We start from the raw sequence: 19,162 nt of genomic DNA on the forward strand, positions 1-19,162 counted from the left end.
CCGGAAAAGTGGATACCGGTTTTCCGGAAGATCATGCTCCACTAAATAATTGCGCGTCCTGTCAGGACGCGCAATATTTCTGCCCGGAGTGATTATGTCTGATTTGACCGCCCAAAAAATTCCAGTGACCGTGCTGACGGGTTATCTCGGCGCCGGCAAGACCACGCTGCTCAACCGTATCCTGTCGGAAAACCACGGCAAGAAGTACGCCGTCATCGTCAACGAATTCGGCGAGATCGGAATCGACAACGACCTGATCATCGGTGCCGATGAAGAAGTGTTCGAGATGAACAATGGCTGCATCTGCTGCACCGTGCGCGGCGACCTCGTGCGCATCCTCGACGGCTTGATGAAGCGAAAAGGCAAGTTCGACGCCATCATCGTCGAGACCACGGGCCTCGCGGATCCGGCGCCGGTGGCGCAGACCTTCTTTGTCGACGAGGATGTGCAGAAGAACGCGCGGCTTGATGCCGTCGTGACCGTGGCCGACGCCAAATGGCTGAGCGACCGGCTGAAGGACGCCCCGGAAGCCAAGAACCAGATCGCATTCGCCGACGTCATCGTGCTCAACAAGACCGATCTGGTCTCCAGGGCCGAACTCGCCGAAGTCGAGGCCCGCATCCGCGGCATCAATCCTTACGCAAAACTGCACCGCACCGAGCGCTGCAAGGTGGCGCTGTCGGACGTGCTGGAGCGCGGCGCGTTCGATCTCGATCGCATCCTGGAGATCGAGCCGGAATTCCTCGATGCCGGCGACGGCCATGACCACCACCATGATCACGATCATCACCACGGCCATGACCATCACCATGATCACAGCCACAGCCACAGCCATGCCGGGCTGAAGCATTACCACGACGAGGAGATGCAGTCGCTGTCGCTGCGATCGGACAAGCCGCTCGATCCCAACAAATTCATGCCGTGGTTGCAGAACCTCGTCGCTTCCGAGGGGCAGAAGATCCTGCGCTCCAAGGGAATCCTCTCCTTCACCGACGACGACGACCGCTACGTGTTCCAGGGCGTCCACATGATGCTCGAGGGCGATCATCAGCGTAAGTGGAAGGATGACGAACGCCGCGAGAGCCGCCTTGTCTTCATCGGTCGCGAATTGCCGGAGCAGATGATCCGCGACGGTTTTGAGAGCTGTATCACCACGTGATGAAACAGTTTGATCCGGGCGAAGGCCCCTCTATCGCTTCGATCACCGACAAGGTGCGGCCGCTTGCGGTCGGCATGCCGGTATCGTCCGTGTATTTTCTCGGCGAGACCGCGGTCTTTGTCGGTGCCGAGGAGAGTGCGGCGATCGTGGACGCCGCGGGCGAGATTTCGCGGGTCGAGATCCATGGCGGTGCGGTGCTGTGCGCGGCGTCCGATGGCGCGCGAGTCGTCAGCGGGGGCGACGACGGCAAGCTGGTCGCGCTCAACGCCAAGGGCGAGGTCGATGTACTCGCGACCGACGCAAAGCGGCGCTGGATCGATAATGTCGCGTTGCATCCGGATGGCGCGGTGGCGTGGTCGGCCGGCAAGACCTCGTATGTCCGCAGCAAGGGCGAGGAGAAATCCTTCGACATGCCCTCGACCGTTGGCGGACTGGCGTTCGCGCCAAAGGGCCTGCGGCTGGCGGTCGCGCATTACAACGGCGTGACGCTGTGGTTTCCCAATATGGCGGCGAAGCCGGAGTTTCTGGAATGGGCCGGCTCGCATCTTTCCGTCACCTTCAGCCCGGACAACAGGTTTCTGGTGACCGGGATGCACGAGCCGGCGCTGCATGGCTGGCGGCTCGCCGATAACAGACACATGCGCATGAGCGGCTATCCCGGCCGCGTCCGCTCGATGTCGTGGAGCGCCGGCGGCAAGGCGCTGGCGACCTCGGGCGCCGACACCGTGATCATGTGGCCATTCGCCAGCAAGGACGGGCCGATGGGCAAGGAGCCGGCGATGCTGGCGCCGCTGCAGGCGCGCGTCTCCGCGGTCAGCTGTCATCCGAAGCACGATATCCTGGCCGCCGGCTACAGCGACGGTTGCGTGCTGATGGTGCGGATCGAGGATGGCGCGGAGATCCTGGTGCGCCGGCGGGGCAACGCCGCCGTTTCGGCGCTGGCCTGGAGCCCCAAGGGATCGCTGCTCGCCTTCGCGACCGAAGACGGCGACGCCGGCTTGGTGGAGTGGTAGGCGCTGTCCTCCCTCGCCCCGCTCTTCGCGGGGTCGAGACGAGCGAAGCTCGCTCTTAGAGGGTTGGGGTGAGGGGCTCTATCCGCTAATACCGGCATCAATTGATAGACCTGTACCCCTCACCCGGATTGCTTCGCAATCCGACCTCTCCCCGCAAGCGGGGCGAGGTTGGCTGAACGCCGGCACCGATTCATTTCAAGGTCGTCAAGCGCTAGGCCACCCTACTTCGCTTTCCTGCCCGCTTTGACGTAGGCCTCGATGTGGTCAAACGTCTTGCCGGCCGGTTCGAGATTTTCAAAGGCCGAAGCGGCCTTGCTCATGCTCTCAGCGGTTTTATCGCGATCCTTCGGATCGGGCTTGAAGACGGCGAGCATGGTGAGCGCCGTCATGTAATTTCCGAACGCCGCTTGCTCGGCCGCGAGCAGGTTTTTCAGGCGAGGATCATTCGCAAAAAAACCGGTGAACGTCTTCTTGATGCCGTCGTCGGTTGATGCCAGCGACTGCAATGCCCAGAATGCGCTCGACAATGTCAGCACGCGAAAGAATTTGGCGGGTTCGGTTTTGCACTGATATTTGTCGCAGGCCATCTTGGCCATTACGTTGTCCCGGCCTTCTGCGGTCATATTGGGTCCGAACTTGCTCTTCATGAATCCCATGCGCATGGCAATGCCCGCCATGTCGTCATCTGCGCTGACGAAGTTGGCAAGAATTCTTTCAATGAAGCTGGTGTCGCCCGACGCCATATACGCGCCGATCAGAAGATCATTGTCGGCGGCATTCGACGACGGCCGCACCACGGCAAGTTTTGCGGGTTGGTTCTTTTCGATTTTCTGCAGCGTGGCTGCGATCTGGTTTTCCTCGGCAAATTTCTGCGCGTCTTCCGTGAGGCCGGCGCCGTAGAGCGCCACCAGCTTCACCGATTTGACGTATGAGGAGGCTTCAAGCTGCAAGATGCGCTGCTTTTCCGCGGGCGACGTGCTGAAGATCTGCGCCAGGAATCCAATGACACTGGGATCGGCGTTTGGGCCGGCTCGCATTTGCGACAATACGTTGTCGACGCAAGCGGGCTGCTTGGTGCGGTAATAGCCGGTCATGCAGTTCTGGTCGGCGGCGGCGGGCGCGCATTGAATGCAAAGCAGCCCGATCGCGGCATAAAGCAATCTCTTCATCACACTTCCCGATAAATTACCTGAATATGTTCAGTCCATTACTGCATCCAGCGTCATTGCCCTCAGCGCCAGGGATCGTTGCTCGCTTCGGAGCCGGCGCCCGTTAGTCGCCGGAACGGGCCAACTCGTTCAGGCCGTGATAGATTCGTCACTTCTCTGCCCTAGAGAAGTGACATGCGCTTCCTGACCACCTTCCAGATCGCCGATTTCCTCGACACCCTGGTCAGCCTGACCGCGGCATTCATTCTGGGCACCCTGATCGGCGCCGAGCGGCAATACCGGCAGCGCACCGCGGGCCTGCGCACCAATGTGCTGGTTGCCGTCGGCGCGGCCGCCTTCGTCGATCTTGCGATGCATCTGAAGGCTGCCGAAGGCGCGGTCCATGTGATCGCCTATGTCGTCTCGGGGATCGGCTTCCTCGGCGCCGGCGTCATCATGAAGGAGGGCATGAACGTCCGCGGCCTGAACACCGCGGCGACGCTGTGGGGATCGGCCGCGGTCGGAGCCTGCGCCGGCGCCGACTTGGTTGCCTAGGCGGCGGCGCTGACCGTGTTCGTGGTCGCCGGCAACACCTTGCTGCGTCCGCTGGTGAACGCCATCAACCGTATTCCGATCGACGAGCGCTCGTCGGAGGCGACCTATTACTTCAAACTTGCGGTCACCGCGGAGGCATTGCCTGACATGCGCGACCATCTGGTCGAGCGGCTGGAGCATGCAAAGTATCCGGTCGCTGAAATCAACGTGGTCGAGCATGGCGACGACCTGCTGGAGATCGTCGCAACTCTGGTCTCCACCGCGATCGATCCCAACGAACTGAACGCGGTCGTGACCGATCTGCAGCGACAGCCCGGCGTTCGCCACGCCACCTGGGAAGTCTCGACCAAGGATTAGTACGGACCTTTCCCCCGGGGTTCGTCCGGTTCCACACCCGCGGTGCCCGGAACAATCCTTCGTGCCGGCCGTTGATATCGCGAACAATTTTTCGCGGTGAACGATATGTCGGCCGATCTTAGCAAGCGCAGTTACCGGATCGATTTTATCATCGCGGCCGCGCTGGTCACGACCGGGCTCGTCATTTCAGGCGTGTCTGTGATGGAACTGCGCTCGCGCAGTTCGCAGCAACTGGCGCAGGCGACCCAGCCGCTGCAGTCGACGCCGGGGGCGGAAACCAAACAGGAGGCGCCCGCCGCCAAACCGGCCGCGCCCGCCGAGCCGACGACCACCGGCACCCGGCCGCCCGATGTTCCGCCGCAGCCGGCGCGGCCTGACCCCGAAGCGCAGAAGTCCGGCGCCCAGCCCGTGCTGCCGCCGGCGCCAGCGGAAAAGACCGCGCCGCCGATCAAGGAAAGGTAGTTATTTGTATTCCGGGATGCGCCGCTTGGCGCAGACCCGGAATCCATACTCACGATCGTGATTGTGGATTCCGGACTCGCGCTTCTCGCGCCCCTGAAGGACGCACGAGTTTTCACTCCACTTGCCGGTTTTACAGTCTCGCCTGCGTCATCCCGCTGCTCCATACTCGCATGATCCGCGCGACAGCGCCGGCGACAGATGGGGCAGGCCATGAAGATCGACGACGTCAGGCGAACCGCATATTCCATGCCGCTGACCAACCCGTCGTTCCCGCCGGGGCCCTATCGTTTCTTCAACCGCGAATATTTCATCATCACCTACCGGACCGATCCCGAAGCCCTCGCCGCCGTGGTGCCGGAGCCGCTCGAAATCGCCGAGCCGTTGGTCAAGTACGAATTCATCCGCATGCCCGATTCGACCGGCTTCGGCGACTACACCGAAACCGGGCAGGTAATCCCGGTCCGCTTCAAGGGCGAGGAGGGCGCCTACGTCCACTCGATGTATCTGGACGACGAAGGGCCGATCGCGGGCGGACGCGAATTGTGGGGTTTTCCGAAGAAGCTGGCGTCGCCGAAGATCGCCGTCGAGAGCGACGTGCTGGTCGGCACGCTGCATTACGGCTCGGTGCTCTGCGCCTCCGCCACCATGGGCTACAAGCATCGCCAGGTCGATCATGACGCGGTGCTGAAGGCGATGCAGGCGCCGAACTTCATGCTCAAGATCATTCCGCATGTCGATGGCAGCCCGCGCATTTGCGAACTGGTGCGGTATTGTCTCGAGGACATCACGCTGAAAGAAGCCTGGAGCGGCCCCGCAGCCCTCGGGCTGTTCCCGCATGCCCTCGCCGACGTGGCGCGGCTGCCGGTGCGCGAGGTGGTCTCCGCGCTGCATTGCAAGGCGGATCTCACGCTCGGGCTTGGCACGGTGGCGTTCGATTATCTGGCGAAATGAAGCGCCGGGCGCTTGCCGCTCAGTAAGCGCCCTTGAGCGAGCACGACGTCGAGCAGGTCGTCATCACGCCGCGCTGGCAGGCGAGGCACACGGCGACGCACTGCTTCATGTCCTTGGGATTGTACGAGCTGTAGAGCTTGCGGGCGCAGTTATCGATCGAGCCGGTGATGTCGTTGTTGTTGTCGGGTTTGCACCCGGCCAAAACGACCGCCGATAGCATGATTGCGATAATGGCACGCATGTCCATCGCTCCACCGAGGACGCTGCTGCGAAGAGACGCAGGGCGGCTCAAGGCCCTCGCAAAAGAGGTACCTTTCAGGATGGCCCGATTTCATTAAACGAGCGTTACGTTGGCCGGAGCCCCCTGATGCTGCAACGCAGCAAGGGACGGGAACCAATATCGAAAACAACTCATGCAAAGAATGAACGCGCCCCGGCCCGCAGAACTCCCAACCGCTCGCGTGGGGGCCGCGGTCCAACCTGAACCTCAGCGCACCAGAACGTTCCGGAACTGCCAGGGATCGCTCGTGTCGATGTCTTCCGGGAACAGGCCCGGCCGGTCCGTGAGCGGGGTCCAGTCGGTGTAATAGCCCTTCACTGGCCCGAGATACGGCATCTGGATTTCCAGCAGACGATCGAAATCCATCTCGTCGGCTTCGACGATGCCTTCGTTCGGGTTTTCCAGCGCCCACACCATGCCGCCGAGCACGGCGGAGGTCACTTGCAGGCCGGTGGCGTTCTGATAGGGCGCGAGTTGGCGGGTCTCTTCGATGGAGAGCTGCGAGCCGTACCAGTAGGCATTGTTGTCATGGCCGAATAGCAGCACGCCGAGTTCGTCGATGCCATCGACGATTTCGTTCTCATCGAGGATGTGGTGCTTTTCCTGCATCTTCGCCGCGCGGCCGAACATTTCATGCAGCGATAGCACTGCATCGTCAGCCGGATGATAGCCATAGTGGCAGGTCGGCCGATAGATCGCCGTGCCCGATGCGTCGCGCACGGTGAAGTAATCGGCGATCGAGATCGACTCGTTGTGGGTAACGAGGAAGCCATACTGCGCGCCGCGGGTCGGGCACCAGGTGCGCACGCGCGTGTTGGCGCCGGGCTGCATCAGATAGATGGCGGCGCCGCAGCCGGCCTGGTGGGTACGTGCATTCTCGGGCATCCATTTTTCATGGGTGCCCCAGCCGAGTTCGGACGGCTGCACGCCTTCCGACAGGAAACCTTCCACCGACCAGGTGTTGACGAATACGTCCGGCTCTTTCGGCGACTTGGAGCGCTGGGTGTCGCGTTCGGCGATGTGGATGCCCTTGATGCCAGCCTGCCGCATCAAGTCCGCCCATTCGGCTTTGGTCTTCGGCTTGGGGGCATTGAGCTTCAGATCAGCGGCGACATCGAGCAGCGCCTGCTTGACGAAAAACGAGACCATGCCGGGATTGGCGCCACAGCAGGAGACGGCCGTCGTCGAGCCCGCCGGGCGCGCCTTCTTGGCGGCCAGCGTCGCTTCGCGAAGCGCGTAGTTGGAGCGCGCTTCCGGACCTTTCGAAGCATCGAAATAGAAGCCGAGCCAGGGCTCGTTGACGGTATCGATGTAAAGCGCGCCGAGTTCGTTGCAGAGCTCCATGATGTCGGTAGAGCCGGTATCGACCGAGAGATTGACGCAAAAACCCTGGCCGCCGCCTTCCGTGAGCAGCGGGGTCAGCAGTTCGCGGTAATTGTCCCTGGTCACGCCCTGCTGGATGAATCTGACATTGTGCTTTTCGCAATGTGCCTTGCGGCCTTCGTCCTTGGGATCGATCACGGTGACGCGCGACTTGTCGTAATCGAGATGCCGCTCGATCAGCGGCAGCGTGCCTTTGCCGATGGAGCCGAAGCCGACCATGACGATGGGACCGGTAATCTTCGCGTAGATCTGCGAGGCGGGGCTCATGGGATGGTTTCTCCGAAAAGTACTGGCGGGCAAATGGTGAGGGTGAATCAAGCGGTACGGCGCTTGGCGGTCACTTCGATCTCGATCTTCATCTCGGGCTTGTAGAGGCCGGCGACCACCAGAAGCGTCGCGGCCGGGCGGATGTCGCCGAGAACTTCGCCGCAGACTGCGAAATGGGCGTCCGCGTCCTTGACGTCGGTGATGTAGTAGGTCGCGCGGACGATGTCGGCCATCGCGAAACCGCCTTCTTTCAAGGCGGCCTCGATGGTCTTGAAGCAGTTCCGTGACTGGCTCGTGACATCGGCCGGCATCGTCATGGTGGTGTAGTCATAGCCGGTGGTGCCGGCGACAAAGGCGAAATCGCCGTCGATCACGGCGCGGCTATAGCCGGCGGTCTTCTCGAACGGCGAACCGGTGGAAATCAGACGGCGGGGCATCAGGACCTCGATTTTCAGCTTGATCCGGACAAGCGGGATTGGCGCGGTTTAAGGGCTTTTCGCCAGCCCACGCAACCCCTCTGGGCGACGGCTCAAGCCGCGTGCGGCACGGCCTGCGGCGCCTTGTTGGCGCGCGCTTTTGCCTTGTGCAGCGGCGCGCCGGTCGCCGCGATCATGCCCCGGGCGCCGCCCAGCGCGCCCTCCCGCAGCTCGAGGCCGAGCAGGCGGTCGCGCTCGAACGGGCCGGGCAGCGACAGCTCGCCGGTCTTCAGGTTCGAGAACCCGAACCTGATATAATAGGGCGCGTCGCCGAGCAGGATCACCGCGCCATGGCCGCGTTGTTTTGCGATCATCAGCGCCTGTTCCATCAGCGCCGCGCCGACGCCGAACTTGCGGCTGTCGGCGTCGACCGCGAGCGGCCCGAGCATCAGCGCGGGCACGCTCCCGGCGTTGACGTGCCACAACCGCACGGTGCCCACCAGTTTCCCTCGTGCCACGGCCGACAAGGCAAGGCCTTCGGCGGGCGCACGTCCGTCGCGCAGGCGCTGGCAGGTGCGGTTAAGGCGATTTGCGCCAAAGCAGGCATCCAGCAGCGCTTCACGCGCGACGACGTCCGAAGCCCGCTCCGCACGGATCGCGAACGGAGCAGCGTCGGGGGTGAGGGCAGCAGTGGTCTTCCGCAAAGCAGTCATGGCACGTCAGTCCTCACTCCAGCGGCAAATCACGCCGCGGAGCGTTGTCTAAAAAATTGGATGTATGGAAAAAGCCGGCGCACCGGCTTCCGCTCTATCGCTCCCTCTCCCGCGCTTACGGGGGAGGGCGGGGAGGGGGTGCTTCCGCAGGCACCGATGCCAGCGGAGAGAGCCCCCACCCGGCGCACGCGGCTACCTCAGATGTGGTAGGTCCGCAGCGGCGGGATGCCGTTGAACGCCACCGACGAGTAGGTCGACGTATAGGCGCCGGTGCCTTCGATCAGCAGCTTGTCGCCGATCTCGAGCGTCACCGGGAGCGGATACGGCAGCTTCTCGTACAAGACGTCGGCGCTGTCGCAGGTGGGCCCCGCGAGCACGCACGGCGTCATCTCCGCACCGTCATGCGGGGTGCGGATGGCGTAACGGATCGACTCGTCCATCGTCTCGGCGAGACCGCCGAACTTGCCGATGTCGAGGTACACCCAGCGCACCTCGTCCTCGTCGCTCTTCTTGGAGATCAGAACGACTTCGGTCTCGATGATGCCGGCATTTCCGACCATGCCGCGTCCCGGCTCGATGATGGTTTCCGGGATCTGGTTGCCGAAATGCTTGCGCAGCGCACGGAAGATCGACCGGCCGTATTGCAGGACCGGAGGAACGTCCTTGAGGTACTTGGTCGGGAATCCGCCGCCCATGTTGACCATGGAGAGGTTGATCCCGCGCTCGGCGCAGTCACGGAACACCGACGAGGCCATCGACAGGGCCCGGTCCCACGCCTTCACCTTGCGCTGCTGCGAGCCGACATGGAACGAGATGCCGCACGGCTCCAGGCCCAGACGCTTGGCGAGGTCGAGCACGTCGACCGCCATCTCCGGGTCGCAGCCGAACTTGCGCGACAGCGGCCATTCGGCGCCTGCGCAATCATAGAGGATGCGGCAGAACACCTTGGCGCCGGGCGCGGCACGGGCGACTTTCTCGACCTCGGCGGCGCAGTCGACCGCGAACAGGCGAATGCCGAGCGCGAAGGCCCGCGCGATGTCGCGCTCCTTCTTGATCGTGTTGCCATAGGAGACGCGGTCCGGCGTCGCACCGGCGGCCAGCGCCATTTCGATTTCGGCGACCGTTGCGGTGTCGAAGCACGAGCCCATCGAGGCCAGCAGCGACAGCACCTCCGGCGACGGGTTCGCCTTCACCGCGTAGAACACGCGGCTGTCCGGCAAGGCCTTCGCGAAGGTCTGGTAGTTGTCGCGCACGACTTCGAGGTCGACGACGAGGCACGGCTCGGTGTCGTGGCCCTCGCTGCGGCGGTTGCGCAGGAATTCCTGAATACGTTCGGTCATAGCACCCTCCAAACGGCCCAGCGACGGGACCCGTTCAAATGTAAATCTCGGCCATAAGTGCTTCGGCGCAGTCGCACGATGGAGACGCGACTGGGCCTTGGACTCAGACCGAATTGTGCTGCCGTGGATTGGTTGGGAAAATTTCCCGCCCGCACACCTGGCAATGAAGGACAAGCCTTTTCAGTAGCCCGCGCCGGCGTTGGAATGCCGGTAGAGACCAAAAAAGCCCGATCCGTCGTTGCTTTAAGTCGCGTCCCCCGTTGAGAGCGGGGTGCGCCGGTTCGCCTCCGGCTGCCAGTCACGGTTGCAAAGGATGCAGAGACCTTCAACGGCATCTCTTGAGAGAGATGCTGGCCTCTCAGGTTTTCACCTAAGCGACCCTCGGTTCTTCATCCCTTGGCGGCTGTCCGGCCTCTTGTCCGGATACCTACCGACTGACACACGACCACAGGCACGTGCGAAATTGGGCAAGGCTGGAAATAAGGCTTTTGATTCTGCTTCGCAACATTTTTTTTAGGCTGGGGACAAATTTCCGCGCGCGTCCTTACAAAAGCGTTTTCGGCACGCGCTGGCGACGTCAAGAGACGCGCCGGCGTCGCCAAACATGAACGGCTGTTAAGATTTTTCGGAGGAATTACGAAGCGGTGCTGCGTGAAGTGCGATCGCGAAAGCGCCTGTGCCGCAGCGGTTTCTTGAGCGCGCTGATCAGTGACGTTTCCAGAACGGCTCGATGCGCTGCGCCCCGCGGACGAAGCCGACCATGATCACGACGCCGATGCCGAACAGCACCGCCTGCAGGATGTGCGCGCCGGTGTCGGAGAGTCCGAGCAGGATCGCGAGCGCCCAGCCGCCGGCAAAGGCCGCGCCGAACACCTCGGCGCCGATCAGGATCGCCGCCGAGATGACGGTGATGACACTCTGCCAGACGATCTCGCGCTTGGCGGAGGAGGGCTGCATGCTCATGAAAAAAGGTCCTGTTGACGGACGCAATCTCTCCGAAAAGGTCCCCACTATCAAGCTTAAAAGGCCCAAAAAGGCCTTATGGCGTGATATAGATTGACGCATCTATTCAAGGCGAAAACGGGATTTGTGATGTCGGAAACCCAGCAAAATGCGACCCCTCCAGCAGGCGAGGCAAATCCGCTGCTCCGGGCGTGGCAAACGCCGTTCGAGACGCCGCCCTTTGCCGAAATTCTCCCGGAGCACTTCCTGCCGGCGTTCGAGCAGGCCTTTGCCGATCACGCCGCCGAGATCGCGGCGATCACCCATGATCCCTCGACGCCGGACTTTGCCAACACCATCACGGCGCTGGAGCGCTCCGGCAAGCTGCTCTCGAAAGTCTCCGCGGTGTTTTACGATCTGGTGTCGGCGCACTCCAACCCGGCGATCCTGGAGATCGACAAGGAAGTGTCGCCGCGGATGGCGCGGCACTGGAATCCGATCATGATGAACGCGGTGCTGTTCGGCCGCATCGCCCTGCTGCATCACAATCGCGCCACACTTGGCCTGACGGGCGAGGAGATGCGGCTCCTGGAGCGAACCTACACCAACTTCCACCGCGCCGGCGCCGGCCTCGACGAAGCCGCCAAGGCGCGCCGGGCCGAGATCAACGAGCGGCTGGCCGAGCTCGGCACGTCGTTCAGCCACCATCTGCTCGGCGACGAGCAGGACTGGTTCATGGAGCTCGGCGAGGACGACCGTGGCGGCCTGCCCGAGGCGTTCGTCGCCGCCGCCAAGGCCGCCGCCGAGGCGCGCGGGATGGCCGGCAAGGCGATCGTGACGCTGTCGCGGTCTTCCGTGGAGCCGTTCCTGAAGAGCTCCGATCGCCGCGACCTGCGCGAGAAGGTGTTCCGGGCCTTCACCGCGCGCGGCGACAACGGCAACGCCAATGACAACAACGCCACCCTCGTGGAGATCCTCAGCCTTCGCGAGGAGGCCGCGAGGATCATGGGCTACCCGACCTATGCGGCCTACCGCCTGGAGGATTCCATGGCCAAGACGCCCGAGGCGGTGCGCAGCCTGCTGGAGCGGGTCTGGAAACCGGCGCGGGCCCGGGCGCTCGCCGACCGCGACGCGCTGCAGTCGATGATCGCAGCAGAGGGCGGCAATTTCGCGCTGGCGCCGTGGGACTGGCGCTACTACGCCGAAAAGCTGCGCCAGGTCCGCGCCAATTTCGACGACGCGGCGATCAAGCCGTATCTGGTTCTCGACCACATGATCGACGCCGCGTTCGACTGCGCCACCCGGCTGTTCGGCGTCACCTTCACCGAACGCAAGGATGTGCCGGTCTGGCACCCGGACGTCCGGGTCTGGGAGGTCAAGGGCCGCGACGGCAAGCACAAGGCGCTGTTCTACGGCGACTACTTCGCCCGGCCGTCAAAGCGCTCTGGCGCCTGGATGACCTCGCTGCGCGACCAGCAGAAGCTCGACGGCGAGATCGCCCCGCTGGTGATCAATGTCTGCAATTTCGCCAAGGGCGCCGACGGTGAGCCGTCGCTGCTGTCGCCGGACGACGCGCGGACCCTGTTCCACGAGTTCGGCCACGGCCTGCACGGCATGCTGTCCAACGTGAACTACCCCTCGCTGTCGGGCACCTCCGTGTTCACCGATTTCGTCGAGCTGCCCTCGCAGCTCTACGAGCACTGGCAGGAGCAGCCGCAGGTGCTGCGGCAGTTCGCCCGGCACTACCAGACCGGGGAGCCGCTGCCCGACGAGTTGCTCCAGCGCTTCCTCGCCGCGCGGAAATTCAACCAGGGCTTTGCTACCGTGGAGTTCGTTTCCTCGGCGCTGATCGACCTGGAATTCCACACCCAGCCGGCCTCGGCCAGCCGCGACGTCGGCGCGTTCGAGAAGGCCGAGCTGGAGAAAATCGGAATGCCCGCCGAGATCGCGCTGCGCCACCGGCCCACGCAATTCGGCCACATCTTCTCCGGCGATCATTATGCCTCGGGTTATTACAGCTACATGTGGTCGGAGGTGATGGACGCCGATGCGTTCGGCGCCTTCGAGGAGGCCGGCGACATCTTCGATCCCGCCACCGCCAAACGCCTGCACGACGACATCTATTCGTCGGGCGGCTCGCGCGACCCTGAAGATGCCTATGTCGCCTTCCGCGGCAGGGAGCCGGAGCCCGACGCGCTGCTGCGCCGGCGCGGTCTGCTTGAAACGCCAGAGGCCGCCTGAGTTCCTCGTCGTCCCTGCCTGGTGCGCAATTGCGCACCGGCGCAGGGACCCATAACCACTGATGTTCGTTGTAAAGGAACGCCTTTGCCACACTGCCAAAACGAGACGACACGGCGTATGGGTCCCTGCGTTCGCAGGGACGACCTCATGCGTGTACTATTCGGCTTCCTCGGCTTGATCGTCGCGTCGCTGCTCGGCGCGGCCCCCGCAGTGGCCCATCCGCATGTCTGGATCACCGCCAAGAGCGAGGTGGTCTATGCCGCCGACGGCACGATCTCGGGCGTGCGCCACGCCTGGACCTTTGACGACATGTTCTCGACCTACGCGCTGCAGGGCGTCGCGACCAAGACCAAGGGCGTCTACAGCCGCGAGGAACTGGCGCCGCTGGCGCAGACCAACGTCGAGTCGCTCAAGGAGTTCGGCTTCTTCACCTTCGCCAAGGCCGACGGCAAGAAGGAGAAGTTCGTCGATCCGGTCGACTACTACCTCGAATTCAAGGACGACGCGCTGACGCTGCATTTCATGCTGCCCGCCAAGGCGCCGTTCAAGGCCAGGCAGACCGCGCTCGAAGTGTTCGATCCGGCGTTCTTCATCGACTTCAAGTTCGACGAGAAGGACCCGATCAAGCTGGTCGGCGCGCCTGCCCAATGCAAGCTGCAGTTCCAGCGACCCAATGACGGCACCGCCAACGCCCAGCGGCTCAACGAAAACAATTTCATGAACGGCGACAATTCCAACTACGGCGCGATGTACGCCAACAAGATCCTGGTGGATTGCCCGTGAGGCCGGGCACAAGCGTTGCCCACGCGCTCCTGATCGGGATTGTCGCGCTCGCCGCCATTGTCGCGGTCGACGGCGCCCTGCATGCGCTGTTGGCGCAAAACCCGTTCGGCGGGCCGCGGCCGGCCCAAGCGCCCGAGCCGCAAGTCGGCGGCATCGTCGGCTGGCTATTGGCAAAACAATCGGAATTCTACCGCGAGATGTCGGCGACCATCCGTGCCGCCAAGTCCGACGGCTCGGCGGTCTGGACGCTGCTCGCGATCTCCTTTGCCTACGGTGTCTTTCACGCCGCCGGCCCCGGCCACGGCAAGGCGGTGATTTCGTCCTATCTGGTCGCCAACCAGGAAACCGCGCGGCGCGGCATCGTGCTGTCGTTTGCATCCGCGATGCTGCAGGCGCTGGTCGCGGTGCTGATCGTCGGGATTTTCGCCTGGCTGCTCAACGCCACCGCCAAGACCATGTGCGGGACCGAGAAGGCGATCGAGATCGTAAGCTACGCCCTGATTGCAGCGTTCGGCGCCCGGCTGGTCTGGACCAAGGGCGGCGGTTTTATGCGCGCGCTGCAGGCCAAGCCCGCCCTCGCGCCCGCGATGGCGGTCGCGCATCACGATCACGGTCACCACCACCATGGCCATGATCGGCATGACCACGCCCATGGCCATGGTCACCACGATCATGGTCATCACGGCCACGATCACCACGACGGCCACGTCCATGACGAGCACTGCGGCCACTCCCATGGCCCGACGCCGGACCAGCTCGCCGGGCCCGGTGGCTGGCAGCGCGGCTTAGGGGCGATCTTCGCAGTCGGCCTGCGGCCCTGTTCGGGCGCGATCCTGGTGCTCGTGTTCGCGCTGGCGCAGGGGCTGTTCTGGGCCGGCATCGCCGCGACCTTCGTGATGGGGCTCGGCACCGCGATCACAGTCGCGACCATCGCCGTCGTCGCGGTGTCCGCGCGAGGCCTCGCGCAGCGCCTCAGCTCGGGCCGCGAGGGCGGCGGCGCGCTTGTTATGCGCGGCATCGAATTCGGCGCCGCGGGACTGGTGCTGCTGTTCGGCCTAGGCCTGCTGTTCGGCTATCTCGCGGCAGAGCGGGTGACGTGTTTGTGAGCTTATGACGGCGGCGGCTTCAATCGGTGTACGGGGTCCGGATCGCTTCGTGATCGCCGAAATCGAAAGACGTGGAACCAGCCGCCCGGATTTGCTACAATATTGCTATGGAACGCGATGAAGCCATTAGCCGGTTGCGGCAACACGAAGCCGATTTGAAGCGGCTTGGCGTCGAACATCTTTACATGTTCGGCTCGACGGCGCGTGGCGAGGCTAATCACGATTCCGACGTGGACCTCTTTTTCGACTATCAAAGGGGTAAGCTCGGCGTATACGAACTGATGGACGTGAAAGAATACGCCGCCAGTATTCTCGGCCGGAAGACGGATATCATGACGCGCGATAGCCTGCACAAGGCGCTGCGGGAAGCGATAGAAGCAACAGCCGTCCGCGTGTTTTAATGGTAGCACGTTCGCTCATCCCCCGTTTGACGGATATCATCGAGGCGATCGAACGCGTCAATGGCGTATTGGCGGATGTGTCGCTCGAAGCATTCGAAAACGATTGGCAGCGACAATGGCTTGTCGAGCGCGGTGTTGAGATAATTTCCGAAGCCAGTCGTCATCTTACGGATGACCTGAAGGCGCCCAATCCGGAAATCCCATGGCAGAAAGTTGCGGGAATCGGCAACGTGCTGCGCCACGACTACGAGAGTATCGCCGCACCCGTCCTGTGGAAGCTGGTGCAAGCTGATTTACCAGTATTGGAAAAAGCCTGCCGCTCTGAGCTCGCCGCGGAAGCGCGGCGTCTTTCCGGGAAATGAATCAATGTCACGCGAGCAGTTCTGGTTCTTCCACCCGTTTCGGGTGCGCTATTCCGAGATCGACGGTCAGGGCGTTGTCTTCAACTCGCACTACCTGACGTACTTCGATACGACCATCACCGAGTATTTCCGCGCGCTCGGCTATGACCAATACGCCGATTCCAGGCATACCGGCATCGACTTCCACATCGTCAAATCGCTGATCGAATACAAGGCGCCGGTGCTGTTCGACTGGGAGCTCGACGTCGGCGCGCGGGTGGCGCGGATCGGCAATTCAAGTCTTGCATTCGAACTTGCGATCTTTCGCAAGGGCGGCAATGAGGCGCTGGTGACCGGCGAGGCCGTCTGGGTCTATACCGATCAAAAATCCCATCGTCCGGTCCCGATCCCGAAATCGATGCGGGACCTGATCGCAACGCGCGAGCGGCATCTGGTTTAGAAGGAATTGAAGACGATGATCGCGATCGCCAGGATGAGCAGAACCCACCATATCTGGACCGCGATGGCGGCGGTGCCGAGGACGGCCGCGATGCCTGCCAGCAGTCTCTCTTCTTTCATGATGACCGCGACGACCGCAAGCGTGATGGCAAGCACGCCCAGCGAGGCGGCTGTCATTGAAAGCACCTCGTTCCAGGTTGCCTGGCCGACGAGGACGGCAAGATAAGTCCCCGGCAACAAATGCGTCAGCGCCGAGACCAGCAGCGCCACCAGCCCGACAAGGCTTCCGATGACGCCGAGGCGGCGGGATTGTTTGACAGTATCCATCGCATGAAAACTCTGTGCGCCCCCGGGAGTGGGTAACGCGCTATGCAGCCTTGGTGCGATCCGGCCACTTCAAGGTTCAATGTGAACGAAACGCCTTGGCCCCGATGGGACCGCATCCGGTCAATGCGGCCACAGCCTGTGGCTGCGACAAAATAGCCCGACGGGCAAATCATTTTGATTTTCGGAAATTGTGTCAAGCCCAAGAATAAAAAATATTTCGCTTTTACGGAAGGTAGACTCAGGGGCATATATTGGCCATCCCGTCCTAGTCAGAAGGGCGTCGGCCGTGGTCACGGACGTTGGACGGGGTTGCGGTGGACGTGACGGTGCCCTTGACCAAAGGCGCCGAAGCGTACGGCAAAGACGTGTGGTCCTGACGTCGCGGTGCTGGCGTCAATGCACCTGGAGGCAATAGCTTCCGGGGCGCTACGGAGGCAAAAGAGCCGTTCTCCGGGGAGAGCTCGTTATAAGCCGTAAAGCCATTGCGCAGGGAAGGCCGGGTGTTCTCCGCTGGACCTGTATGCTCGTGTGCATTTTTTCTATGCAAACCGCACACGGGACCGCGGGTGCAGCGCGCACCCGGTCTTCCCTGCGCCCTCTTGTTGAGAGGGCGGGAAGTTTCCAGCAAACCTCGGGCGCGATGCGTCGCGAGATCGCGAACACACATTCAACTGTCATCGCCCGGCTTGACCGGGCGACCCAGTATCCAGAGACGCCGATGATTGAACCGACAGGCCGCGGCGTACTGGATCCCCCGCTTTCGCGGAGGATGACAGCGGTGGATGGGTTTCCTGATGCGCAATTTGCGCATCTGAGTTCGCAAGGACGACGAGAGGCTTTGCCTACCCCGGCAAATATCCCTTCACCGCCGGCAGGAAGAAGATCGCAACGTTGATCGCAAAGCCGAGGTTCCACAGGATTGATCGCAGCGTCGGGCGATCACCAAGATATGTGAAAACGTAGGCAATTCGCACGATCAGGAACAGCATGGCCAGCTCATTGACCAGATTTTGCGGGGCGCCTCGAAATTCGGCCAACAGAATGGCGGCCGCGAAGAAGGGAAAGCTTTCGATGCCGTTGATGTGTGCGCCGAGCGCGCGTGCCCGAAGCGGGTCCTGGAAGAATGCGGGATCACGCGGCTTTGAATTGTCGAAGGTGCGACCCGCCGCGGCCTTAAAGGGTGCAATGGTCAGCAAGTAGAGCATCACCGCCCCAAATATACACCATTCGGCAATCGTCATGGCACCCTCCACGCACGCACTACCCGACAGTACCGAACCGGCCGTTATCTTGACAAGGATGCTGCAACGCGCGAAGCCACGGAAATCATGTCGAAAGTCGTTCCCATAGGAAGCACGAGGCCTGCTTCGGAGGCAAAGCCGGAGCGCGTCGGCGTGTTGCTGGTCAATCTCGGCACGCCCGATACGGCCGACACCCGCGGCGTGCGGGTCTACCTCAAGGAATTCCTCTCCGACCCGCGCGTGATCGAGGACCAGGGGCTGCGCTGGCAGCTGATCCTCAACGGCATCATCCTGCGCATCCGTCCCCGCCGCAAGGCGCGCGACTACCGCAAGATCTGGAACGTCGCAAACAACGAATCGCCGCTGAAGACGATCACACGCGCACAGGCCGAAAAGCTGGCCGAGGCGATCGCGGACCATGAGCATGTCGTGGTCGACTGGGCGATGCGTTACGGCAATCCATCAATTCGCTCGCGCATCGATGCACTGACCGCGCAGGGCTGCGACCGTCTGCTGGTGGTGCCGCTTTATCCGCAATATTCCGCGGCGACCTCGGCCACCGTGTGCGACGAGGTTTTCCGCGTGCTGGCCGGCATGCGCGCGCAGCCGATCTTGCGCGTGACGCCGCCTTACTATGACGACCCAGACTACATCGATGCGCTGGCGGTCTCGATCTCTGCGCATCTGGCGACCTTGCCGTTCCAGCCTGAATTGATCGTCGCCTCGTTTCACGGCATGCCGCAAAAGTATGTCGACAAGGGCGACCCCTACCAGGCGCAGTGCGTCGCAACAACGGACGCGTTGAGGAAGCGGATGGGGCTTGATGCGACCAAACTGCTCCTTACATTTCAATCGCGCTTCGGCTTCGACGAGTGGCTGCAGCCCTATACCGACAAGACTATCGCGCGGCTCGCGAAGGATGGTGTCAAGCGCATCGCCGTGGTGACCCCGGGCTTCTCCGCCGATTGCCTGGAGACGTTGGAAGAGATCGCGCAGGAAAACGCCGAGATTTTCAAGCACAATGGCGGCGAGCAATTCGCGGCGATCCCCTGCCTCAACGACTCCGAGCCCGGCATGGACGTGATCCGCCAGCTGGTGTTGCGCGAGCTTCAGGGCTGGATCTAAGAACCGCTGGATTTGCGAGCGACAGGATCTGGTATTCCCCCATTCGGTCGTCAACCATCTGGCGGCTGTCAAACGGCTCCCTACGTAATCAGTGCTTGAGAACAGCCGGGCTGAACCGGCGGTGCCGCCGGGCAGACATACGGAAGACCGCG

20 protein-coding genes and 1 pseudogene are annotated in these 19,162 nt (G+C 62.7%); 12 read left to right on the forward strand and 9 right to left on the reverse strand.

All coding sequences use genetic code 11. The features are described from left to right. Positions 1 to 94 precede the first annotated feature (94 nt). Together ACSQ84_RS16855 and ACSQ84_RS16860 are read left to right on the forward strand one after the other, a co-directional pair. Positions 95 to 1,159 carry a CobW family GTP-binding protein gene (locus ACSQ84_RS16855; RefSeq protein ID WP_436212803.1) on the forward strand — a complete coding sequence of 355 codons (1,065 nt, stop codon included), beginning with the start codon at positions 95 to 97 and terminating at the stop codon, positions 1,157 to 1,159. After that, entirely contained in the window at positions 1,159 to 2,172 is a 1,014-nt protein-coding gene (locus ACSQ84_RS16860) for a WD40 repeat domain-containing protein (RefSeq protein WP_436212804.1), read from the forward strand. Before ACSQ84_RS16855 ends, ACSQ84_RS16860 begins: the two co-directional genes overlap by 1 nt. Before the next feature lie 221 nt (positions 2,173 to 2,393). Here the strand turns inward: ACSQ84_RS16860 and ACSQ84_RS16865 are convergent, their stop codons facing one another. Next, positions 2,394 to 3,341: a hypothetical protein gene (locus tag ACSQ84_RS16865; protein ID WP_436212805.1), complete on the reverse strand. Its 948-nt coding sequence runs from the start codon at positions 3,339 to 3,341 to the stop codon at positions 2,394 to 2,396. Between the two features lie 174 nt (positions 3,342 to 3,515). On the opposite strand from ACSQ84_RS16865, the pseudogene ACSQ84_RS16870 reads away from it, so the two are divergent. The 3 genes and pseudogenes from ACSQ84_RS16870 to ACSQ84_RS16880 all read left to right on the forward strand — a co-directional run bounded on the left by ACSQ84_RS16870 (position 3,516) and on the right by ACSQ84_RS16880 (position 5,645). Continuing rightward, positions 3,516 to 4,232: pseudogene (locus tag ACSQ84_RS16870) on the forward strand (MgtC/SapB family protein). 105 nt (positions 4,233 to 4,337) lie between these two features. Beyond that, positions 4,338 to 4,694, forward strand: a complete 357-nt coding sequence (locus tag ACSQ84_RS16875) for a hypothetical protein (RefSeq protein ID WP_436212806.1) — start codon at positions 4,338 to 4,340, stop codon at positions 4,692 to 4,694. Between the two features lie 210 nt (positions 4,695 to 4,904). Continuing rightward, a complete protein-coding gene (locus tag ACSQ84_RS16880; protein ID WP_436212807.1) occupies positions 4,905 to 5,645 on the forward strand; it encodes an acetoacetate decarboxylase in 741 nt (246 codons plus the stop codon). 19 nt (positions 5,646 to 5,664) lie between these two features. Here ACSQ84_RS16880 and ACSQ84_RS16885 read toward each other — a convergent pair whose 3' ends face one another. The 6 genes from ACSQ84_RS16885 to ACSQ84_RS16910 form a co-directional block, all read right to left on the reverse strand. Beyond that, complete coding sequence (locus ACSQ84_RS16885) at positions 5,665 to 5,886, reverse strand: hypothetical protein (protein WP_436212808.1); 222 nt, start codon at positions 5,884 to 5,886, stop codon at positions 5,665 to 5,667. A 246-nt stretch (positions 5,887 to 6,132) separates the two neighbouring features. Further along, a complete protein-coding gene (locus ACSQ84_RS16890; RefSeq protein ID WP_436212809.1) occupies positions 6,133 to 7,575 on the reverse strand; it encodes a homospermidine synthase in 1,443 nt (480 codons plus the stop codon). A gap of 47 nt (positions 7,576 to 7,622) precedes the next feature. Beyond that, a complete protein-coding gene (locus ACSQ84_RS16895; RefSeq protein WP_436212810.1) occupies positions 7,623 to 8,012 on the reverse strand; it encodes a RidA family protein in 390 nt (129 codons plus the stop codon). A gap of 92 nt (positions 8,013 to 8,104) precedes the next feature. Beyond that, a complete protein-coding gene (locus ACSQ84_RS16900; RefSeq protein ID WP_436212811.1) occupies positions 8,105 to 8,704 on the reverse strand; it encodes a GNAT family N-acetyltransferase in 600 nt (199 codons plus the stop codon). 197 nt (positions 8,705 to 8,901) lie between these two features. Beyond that, positions 8,902 to 10,044 carry a type III PLP-dependent enzyme gene (locus tag ACSQ84_RS16905; protein WP_436212812.1) on the reverse strand — a complete coding sequence of 381 codons (1,143 nt, stop codon included), beginning with the start codon at positions 10,042 to 10,044 and terminating at the stop codon, positions 8,902 to 8,904. 705 nt (positions 10,045 to 10,749) lie between these two features. Then, positions 10,750 to 11,007: a hypothetical protein gene (locus tag ACSQ84_RS16910; RefSeq protein WP_436212813.1), complete on the reverse strand. Its 258-nt coding sequence runs from the start codon at positions 11,005 to 11,007 to the stop codon at positions 10,750 to 10,752. A gap of 129 nt (positions 11,008 to 11,136) precedes the next feature. On the opposite strand from ACSQ84_RS16910, the gene ACSQ84_RS16915 reads away from it, so the two are divergent. From ACSQ84_RS16915 to ACSQ84_RS16940, 6 genes are all read left to right on the forward strand, one after another. Further along, positions 11,137 to 13,227, forward strand: coding sequence for a M3 family metallopeptidase (locus tag ACSQ84_RS16915; protein WP_436212814.1), 2,091 nt, complete (start codon positions 11,137 to 11,139; stop codon positions 13,225 to 13,227). Positions 13,228 to 13,374: 147 nt separating this feature from the next. Beyond that, positions 13,375 to 14,010 (forward strand): DUF1007 family protein, encoded by a 636-nt coding sequence (locus ACSQ84_RS16920; protein WP_436212815.1) that lies wholly within the window; start codon positions 13,375 to 13,377, stop codon positions 14,008 to 14,010. Beyond that, positions 14,001 to 15,116, forward strand: coding sequence for a nickel/cobalt transporter (locus ACSQ84_RS16925; RefSeq protein WP_436212816.1), 1,116 nt, complete (start codon positions 14,001 to 14,003; stop codon positions 15,114 to 15,116). The genes ACSQ84_RS16920 and ACSQ84_RS16925 overlap by 10 nt, the downstream gene beginning before the upstream one ends. 107 nt (positions 15,117 to 15,223) lie before the next feature. Then, on the forward strand, positions 15,224 to 15,517 hold the full coding sequence (locus ACSQ84_RS16930; protein WP_436212817.1) for a nucleotidyltransferase family protein: 294 nt from the start codon (positions 15,224 to 15,226) through the stop codon (positions 15,515 to 15,517). A 26-nt stretch (positions 15,518 to 15,543) separates the two neighbouring features. After that, complete coding sequence (locus ACSQ84_RS16935; protein WP_436212818.1) at positions 15,544 to 15,879, forward strand: HepT-like ribonuclease domain-containing protein; 336 nt, start codon at positions 15,544 to 15,546, stop codon at positions 15,877 to 15,879. Positions 15,880 to 15,883: 4 nt separating this feature from the next. Beyond that, positions 15,884 to 16,318, forward strand: a complete 435-nt coding sequence (locus ACSQ84_RS16940) for an acyl-CoA thioesterase (protein WP_436212819.1) — start codon at positions 15,884 to 15,886, stop codon at positions 16,316 to 16,318. Here ACSQ84_RS16940 and ACSQ84_RS16945 read toward each other — a convergent pair. Further along, positions 16,315 to 16,644 carry a hypothetical protein gene (locus ACSQ84_RS16945; RefSeq protein WP_436212820.1) on the reverse strand — a complete coding sequence of 110 codons (330 nt, stop codon included), beginning with the start codon at positions 16,642 to 16,644 and terminating at the stop codon, positions 16,315 to 16,317. The genes ACSQ84_RS16940 and ACSQ84_RS16945 overlap by 4 nt on opposite strands. Positions 16,645 to 17,486: 842 nt before the next feature. Next, positions 17,487 to 17,885, reverse strand: a complete 399-nt coding sequence (locus ACSQ84_RS16950) for an MAPEG family protein (RefSeq protein ID WP_436212821.1) — start codon at positions 17,883 to 17,885, stop codon at positions 17,487 to 17,489. A gap of 87 nt (positions 17,886 to 17,972) precedes the next feature. On the opposite strand from ACSQ84_RS16950, the gene hemH reads away from it, so the two are divergent. Then, positions 17,973 to 19,010 (forward strand): ferrochelatase, encoded by a 1,038-nt coding sequence (gene hemH, locus ACSQ84_RS16955; RefSeq protein WP_436212822.1) that lies wholly within the window; start codon positions 17,973 to 17,975, stop codon positions 19,008 to 19,010. Positions 19,011 to 19,162: the final 152 nt, after the last annotated feature.

The organism is Bradyrhizobium sp. LjRoot220 (genome assembly GCF_964252915.1).
Taxonomy (GTDB): domain Bacteria; phylum Pseudomonadota; class Alphaproteobacteria; order Rhizobiales; family Xanthobacteraceae; genus Bradyrhizobium.

What these genes read in the sequence shown, in the direction of transcription:
- ACSQ84_RS16855 (WP_436212803.1), top strand. Translation starts at nt 95, where the DNA reads ATGTCTGATTTGACCGCCCAAAAAATTCCAGTGACCGTGCTGACGGGT.
- ACSQ84_RS16860 (WP_436212804.1), top strand. Translation starts at nt 1,159, where the DNA reads ATGAAACAGTTTGATCCGGGCGAAGGCCCCTCTATCGCTTCGATCACC.
- ACSQ84_RS16865 (WP_436212805.1), bottom strand. Translation starts at nt 3,341, where the DNA reads ATGAAGAGATTGCTTTATGCCGCGATCGGGCTGCTTTGCATTCAATGC.
- ACSQ84_RS16875 (WP_436212806.1), top strand. Translation starts at nt 4,338, where the DNA reads ATGTCGGCCGATCTTAGCAAGCGCAGTTACCGGATCGATTTTATCATC.
- ACSQ84_RS16880 (WP_436212807.1), top strand. Translation starts at nt 4,905, where the DNA reads ATGAAGATCGACGACGTCAGGCGAACCGCATATTCCATGCCGCTGACC.
- ACSQ84_RS16885 (WP_436212808.1), bottom strand. Translation starts at nt 5,886, where the DNA reads ATGCGTGCCATTATCGCAATCATGCTATCGGCGGTCGTTTTGGCCGGG.
- ACSQ84_RS16890 (WP_436212809.1), bottom strand. Translation starts at nt 7,575, where the DNA reads ATGAGCCCCGCCTCGCAGATCTACGCGAAGATTACCGGTCCCATCGTC.
- ACSQ84_RS16895 (WP_436212810.1), bottom strand. Translation starts at nt 8,012, where the DNA reads ATGCCCCGCCGTCTGATTTCCACCGGTTCGCCGTTCGAGAAGACCGCC.
- ACSQ84_RS16900 (WP_436212811.1), bottom strand. Translation starts at nt 8,704, where the DNA reads ATGACTGCTTTGCGGAAGACCACTGCTGCCCTCACCCCCGACGCTGCT.
- ACSQ84_RS16905 (WP_436212812.1), bottom strand. Translation starts at nt 10,044, where the DNA reads ATGACCGAACGTATTCAGGAATTCCTGCGCAACCGCCGCAGCGAGGGC.
- ACSQ84_RS16910 (WP_436212813.1), bottom strand. Translation starts at nt 11,007, where the DNA reads ATGAGCATGCAGCCCTCCTCCGCCAAGCGCGAGATCGTCTGGCAGAGT.
- ACSQ84_RS16915 (WP_436212814.1), top strand. Translation starts at nt 11,137, where the DNA reads ATGTCGGAAACCCAGCAAAATGCGACCCCTCCAGCAGGCGAGGCAAAT.
- ACSQ84_RS16920 (WP_436212815.1), top strand. Translation starts at nt 13,375, where the DNA reads ATGCGTGTACTATTCGGCTTCCTCGGCTTGATCGTCGCGTCGCTGCTC.
- ACSQ84_RS16930 (WP_436212817.1), top strand. Translation starts at nt 15,224, where the DNA reads ATGGAACGCGATGAAGCCATTAGCCGGTTGCGGCAACACGAAGCCGAT.
- ACSQ84_RS16940 (WP_436212819.1), top strand. Translation starts at nt 15,884, where the DNA reads ATGTCACGCGAGCAGTTCTGGTTCTTCCACCCGTTTCGGGTGCGCTAT.
- ACSQ84_RS16945 (WP_436212820.1), bottom strand. Translation starts at nt 16,644, where the DNA reads ATGGATACTGTCAAACAATCCCGCCGCCTCGGCGTCATCGGAAGCCTT.
- ACSQ84_RS16950 (WP_436212821.1), bottom strand. Translation starts at nt 17,885, where the DNA reads ATGACGATTGCCGAATGGTGTATATTTGGGGCGGTGATGCTCTACTTG.
- hemH (WP_436212822.1), top strand. Translation starts at nt 17,973, where the DNA reads ATGTCGAAAGTCGTTCCCATAGGAAGCACGAGGCCTGCTTCGGAGGCA.